This window comes from Actinomycetospora lutea, assembly GCF_028737205.1.
Lineage (GTDB): Bacteria > Actinomycetota > Actinomycetes > Mycobacteriales > Pseudonocardiaceae > Actinomycetospora > Actinomycetospora lutea.
In genome coordinates, this window is record NZ_JAQZAL010000070.1 from 1 (window position 1) to 4,902 (window position 4,902).

Annotated in this window: 3 protein-coding genes and 1 pseudogene; 3 read left to right on the forward strand and 1 reads right to left on the reverse strand. The window is 65.9% G+C overall.

Annotated elements, in window-relative coordinates; genetic code table 11:
- Window positions 1-1,073 precede the first annotated feature (1,073 nt).
- The 3 genes and pseudogenes from PHK61_RS31500 (at window position 1,074) to PHK61_RS32235 (ending at window position 4,067) form a co-directional block, all read left to right on the forward strand.
- A complete protein-coding gene (locus PHK61_RS31500) occupies window positions 1,074-3,215 on the forward strand; it encodes a DUF3376 domain-containing protein (RefSeq protein WP_274284989.1) in 2,142 nt (713 codons plus the stop codon).
- A gap of 91 nt (window positions 3,216-3,306) precedes the next feature.
- Window positions 3,307-3,831 (forward strand): annotated as a pseudogene (locus PHK61_RS31505) (ISL3 family transposase); the annotation flags it as partial.
- Window positions 3,832-3,839: 8 nt separating this feature from the next.
- Window positions 3,840-4,067 carry a PASTA domain-containing protein gene (locus tag PHK61_RS32235; RefSeq protein WP_420791475.1) on the forward strand — a complete coding sequence of 76 codons (228 nt, stop codon included), beginning with the start codon at window positions 3,840-3,842 and terminating at the stop codon, window positions 4,065-4,067.
- Here the strand turns inward: PHK61_RS32235 and PHK61_RS31510 are convergent.
- Window positions 4,045-4,842: a hypothetical protein gene (locus PHK61_RS31510; RefSeq protein ID WP_274284990.1), complete on the reverse strand. Its 798-nt coding sequence runs from the start codon at window positions 4,840-4,842 to the stop codon at window positions 4,045-4,047. The two genes, PHK61_RS32235 and PHK61_RS31510, sit on opposite strands and share 23 nt — an antisense overlap.
- Between the last annotated feature and the right edge of the window lie 60 nt (window positions 4,843-4,902).

Consider the following 4,902-nt stretch of genomic DNA (forward strand, 5'->3'; position numbering starts at 1 on the left):
GGTCGCTGCTGCACTGTGGATCTCTTGCACTCTAAATCCGGAAGAGCCGCTTTAGTGAGCGTTTTGCAACGGGGCTCATCGAGCGATCCGAGAGCGCTATTGATAAGCCCGCAACTCCACAGGGTTCCCCTTGATTTGCAGTCTGGCTCGCCATCGCTCACGCCCAGATTGCCTTCGCGGCTTGTTCGCCGGAGTAGCGCAGCGCGCCTCCAAGCCGCTGGCCTGCTCTGCCTCAACCCCCGGCGCTCGGAGCGCCCTGCTCCCTCGCGAACGGCATCGACTAGTGCCCGTTGTCGAACCGTCCGGCTCTGGCTTGAGCTTGTCGAGCCGAAGAAAGAACGGCTACCTCACCGACGGTGATGGCGCTCGCTGACGAAGTGTGATGAAGGCGAACGTCAGCGTGGCGACAACGAACGACCTCATTCTCGCAAAGGCAGAGACGCGGCCGCTTTGCCTCTGAAAGTCGACAAGATGTGGCGTAGAACCGCTACCGCTTGCTGCCGCTGTGCAAGGGTCTCCCACTTCGGGCGCCTGAACGACACCCGCCGAGTAGGCCCCGACGTTATTGCCGTTCTCCAGATTCCATGTCGCCACGCGCATAGCCGCCCCCTCGAGCACCCAGTGCACCAGCGGCCGCAGCGCCGCCGGAGATCAGGCTCAGCCTGGCAGCACCGAGTGAACAACGGGTTCCGTCCTTGAGCCGGAGATGGGCCAGGACTCGCTACCCGCCTAGCGGAGCAATCATCCGACAACCCGGTTCTATGTCGTCACTTCGCGCGTTGCTGCTAGGCGTCGACGCTTTCCCGTTGGCTGGATTGGCGGTCCGTCACCCGCGGGCCGCCAGAGGCTGAGTCAGCTCGTTCGCGACCAGCGTGACGACAGTGAGCCGCACTGCGAGGTCCTCGGGCTGTCGTGCAGGACCAAGGTGGCGACGCACCCGTGCGTGGCGCTTCATAGTTCCATTCAACGTCGTGCCTGGAGACGTGGAACGGTTGCTAGGCCGGACGTGTGAGACACGTACTCATGCTTCTGACACTGCGTCATCGTTGGCGGACCGCAACGAGGGGGCTGCGATGACGGAGCGCACGGTACGTCTGGCACTGGTCATGAACGGAGGCATCAGCCTCGCCGTCTGGATGGGCGGCGTCGCCCGTGAGCTCGATATTGCCGCGCGGGCGTCGACCGGGCGGACGGGGGGAGTGTCCGAGGAGGACCTACCCCACTATGAGATGTGGGAGAAAATCTGTGCGGGCACGAAGGTTGAGATCGATATCATCGCGGGTACGAGCGCGGGCGGGCTGAACGGCACACTGCTTGCCACGAGCCAGGCGCTGAGCTCCTCCCTGCCGTCGCTCAAGGAGATGTGGCGCGAGAGCGCCCGTATCGAGGCGGGGCACCTGCTCCCGCCCAACGATCGGACCTCGTCGATTCTCGACGGGCAGTACTTCGCGCAGAAGGCCCGCGAGACGCTCGACCGCATCAAGCAGGGGGCCGGGCAGTCCCCGGCCGCGGAGGGTGCGGCGCCGACGACGTTATTCGTGACCAGTACCGCGCTCGGGGAGCACTACCGCAGCTACAGGGACTCCTTCGATCAGCACTTCGACGCTGCCGACCATCGCAGGGTCTACCGCTTCCGATCGACGCGGCCCGACGGTGGCAGCGACTTCGAGACCAGCTTTGACGCGCTGTCCCATGCCGCCCGAGCATCTGCCGGGTTCCCGGTGGCCTTCGAGCCGGTGCCCGAGGGCCCCGAGCTCCAGGCCCTGGCCCGGGGACTGAGTGACGGTGCCTCGTGGCTGATTGACGGCGGGGTGCTGGACAATTCGCCCTTCGGGCCCGTCCTCGACGAGATCCTGCAGCGTCATGTCGAATCCGACCTACAACGCATCATCGCGTACATCGTCCCATCGAACGGCAAGCTGGCTCCCGACGACCTGTCGGACGAGCAGTTGGACCAGCAGCTCCCGGACCGGCAGCCTGCGTGGACGAAGGTCCTCGGCGCGGCGTTTCGGTTTCCCTCCGAGAGCGACTTCCGGGGTGACATCGAGTCGCTGGCCGGGGTGCTCGGGGACAGCGCTACACAACGCGGGGCGTCGGCCCAGATTATCCGGGCACTCCTGAGCGAAGCCAACCAGGAGATCACAGACGCGCTCTACGCCGCGGAGGCCGCGCTGTACACCTTCTATGCGGGTAGCGAGCCACTCCTCGACCGCGCAGCACTCGTGTACCGAGTCCGGAGCCGGACCGGGTGGTCCCTGCCGCTCGTTCCTGCGTCGATCACGCCAGGGAAGCGGACGGGCGGCGACCCACCCGAGGATCTCGGCGAGCTCGGGCACGCTGCCGCGGAACGGATGGTCAGGCTCCTGTTGGCCGACCTCCGCGAGCGACTGGCCAGAGCGGCGCCGGCAGAGAACCTGGCCGGCAACGCGGGAGTGATCAGCGACGCCCTTGCTTCGTTGGTGTCGCTGCGGGAGGTGATGGAGGACGGCCTCGCGTCCGGGGGCGCCGCGGGCGCCGACCTCGACCGCGCGGCGGGAATCGAGCTGGACACTCGCCGCCGGGACCGCTCTGTGCTGATCCAGAAGGCAGTCGAGGCCTACGCCGCAACCGTCGCCGCCGACATGGCTGACGTTCGTCGGGCGGTCCGGGCCACAGAGATCGTGATGCAGGCCGTGTCGCCCCGCACCCGGCCCGCTCCGCCCCCGTTCCAGCTCCTGAGGATCGGCCCCGACACACCGAGCGAGTTCGCGCCGGGCTCCTTCCAGGCAGCGCAGCACAAGCTGTACGGGACGCAGATGGGCCACTTCGGCGCCTTCGGTGACCCGGAGTGGCGGGACTGGGACTGGGCCTGGGGTCGGCTCGACGCCGCCGCCACCCTCGCCAATGCCCTCCGCGCTACGCCCCAGCAAATCCGGGACCTCCAGGCCAGTATCTGGGTGCGAGAAGGAGCGGGGGACATCAACGAACGGCTCTCCAAGATGATGGAAATGCCAGACGGCGAGCTGCGCCGCCGGTTCGCCGACGATGGCCGGCTCGACAGCATCCTGGGCAGCTTCTCGCGCTTCCTCCGGGCCGACCACCCCGGACAGCCCGGCCTGGTCACCAAGGTCGGTCCATGGGTGGCGACCATGATCCAGCCGAACTGGACCATCAAGCCACATTGGTACTTCCCCGGCGGACCGCTGCGACGGTGGATTCGAAAGTGGTTCAACTAGGCTAGGCGCCTCGCGAGCCGGTTGTAGCCAGACCGGAGGGCGAGTTCGTCGCGGATGGTGAGGGCGTGCGCGCAGCGGAGGGCTTCAGAACGCGGCGCTGGACCCGTTCCGCGGCTACGCCAGCGCCCTGCGCACCCACCTGCCCGGCGCGGTCCGCGTCCTGGACGCCTTCCACGTCATCAAGCTCGGCTTCGACGCCGTCGACCAGGTCCGCCGCCGCGTGCAGCAGGAGACCCTCGGGCACCGCGGCCGCGCCGGCGACCCGCTCTACGGGATCCGACGAGTGCTGCGCCGCGGCCACGACCACCACTCCGACCTGTCCTGGACCCGGCTGCTGCGCGGGCTCGACCTCGGTGACCCCGATGACCTCGGTGACCCCGATGGTGAGGTCGCCGCCGCCTGGATCGCCGCCCAGGACCTGCGACTGCTCTACCGCCACCGCGACCCGCAGCGAGCCGCCCAGGCCTTCTCCCGGTGGCTGGCGTTCTGCGCCGACTCCGAGGTCCCCGAACTGCACCGCCTGGCCCGCACCCTGGACTCCTGGCGCGAGGAGCTGCTCGCCCGCTTCACCGCCGCCGGCGTGTCCACCGGACCCCCGAGGCGATCAACCTACTGATCAAGAAGGTGAAGCGGGTCGGGCACGGATTCCGCAACTTCACCAACTACCGGCTGCGACTTCTGCTGCACTGCGAAACGGTGGTATCCGGGCAATCACCGGAAGCCAGCGAGAAAGTCCCAATCGGAACCGTCGTCACCCTCGTTGTCGAGTCCGCTCCGCTACTCTACTTTCATCCAGCGCCGCCTCTGCGCGTCGCGGGTACCGAGCAACTCATTGTGTCCACGACGATATAAGGAACAATCGCGCCGGGTAGGGAGTCGACTGCGAGGGGCCTCCCGAAGTCAAGTCGATGGGCGGCGCTCCCAGTGTTTGCGCCAGGGCCGCTGCTGCCTTGCGAGCGGCTTCGGCGCTAGCGCCATTTTCAGCTGCCCATGTCTCTGCGACGGCGAACCTCGGTGGCCGAGAGAAGGCTCTCTTCTGGAGAGCAACAGTGATCTTCGGCACGAGCGAAGCGATGGAGCCCTGGTCCACTCCCAATGTGTTGTACTCCACTGCTCCAAGCATTCCGACACCTTGTTGGATGAGAGCTTCCGCTTCGTTCCAACTGCCATTGAGGAAGTGGCTGCCCAACCATGCTAGGGCGGTCAGTTCGCCGCCTTGAAGGATGTCGACAACTTGGACGGCTCCCGGCTCGACCTCCGTCCTATCCCATATGGTCACCTTGACATCAAAAGCGCCTTTACCTGCGCCCCGAAGGTGATCATCGTTGTTCACGCGTAGATAGAGTCGACGCTCCCGGGGGAAGTTGAACTGCCACGGCCCCATATGGCTGCCGACAAAGAAGTACCCATTGAGTCGACCTAGCAAGGCATACTTCCGCGCCCCATGCGGATCGATGACGCTATGCAATGCGAATCGTGCATCATCAACAATATGGTTCCAGCCAGAAGCGTCGCTATCGCCCGCAAGGATTTCGGGCGCAACAATCGTGCCCGTAGCTGCTACTTCCAGCATCTGTCCCGGCTTCACGTCGAGGCCGGTGTCGACATCACCGTCGGTGTCCCTCACCCGTACTAGTGGACCGTCTCTGAGTTGCATTGACGGTTGAGTTTTGAGATCTTGAGGTCA

What these genes read in the sequence shown, in the direction of transcription:
- PHK61_RS31500 (WP_274284989.1), top strand. Translation starts at nt 1,074, where the DNA reads ATGACGGAGCGCACGGTACGTCTGGCACTGGTCATGAACGGAGGCATC.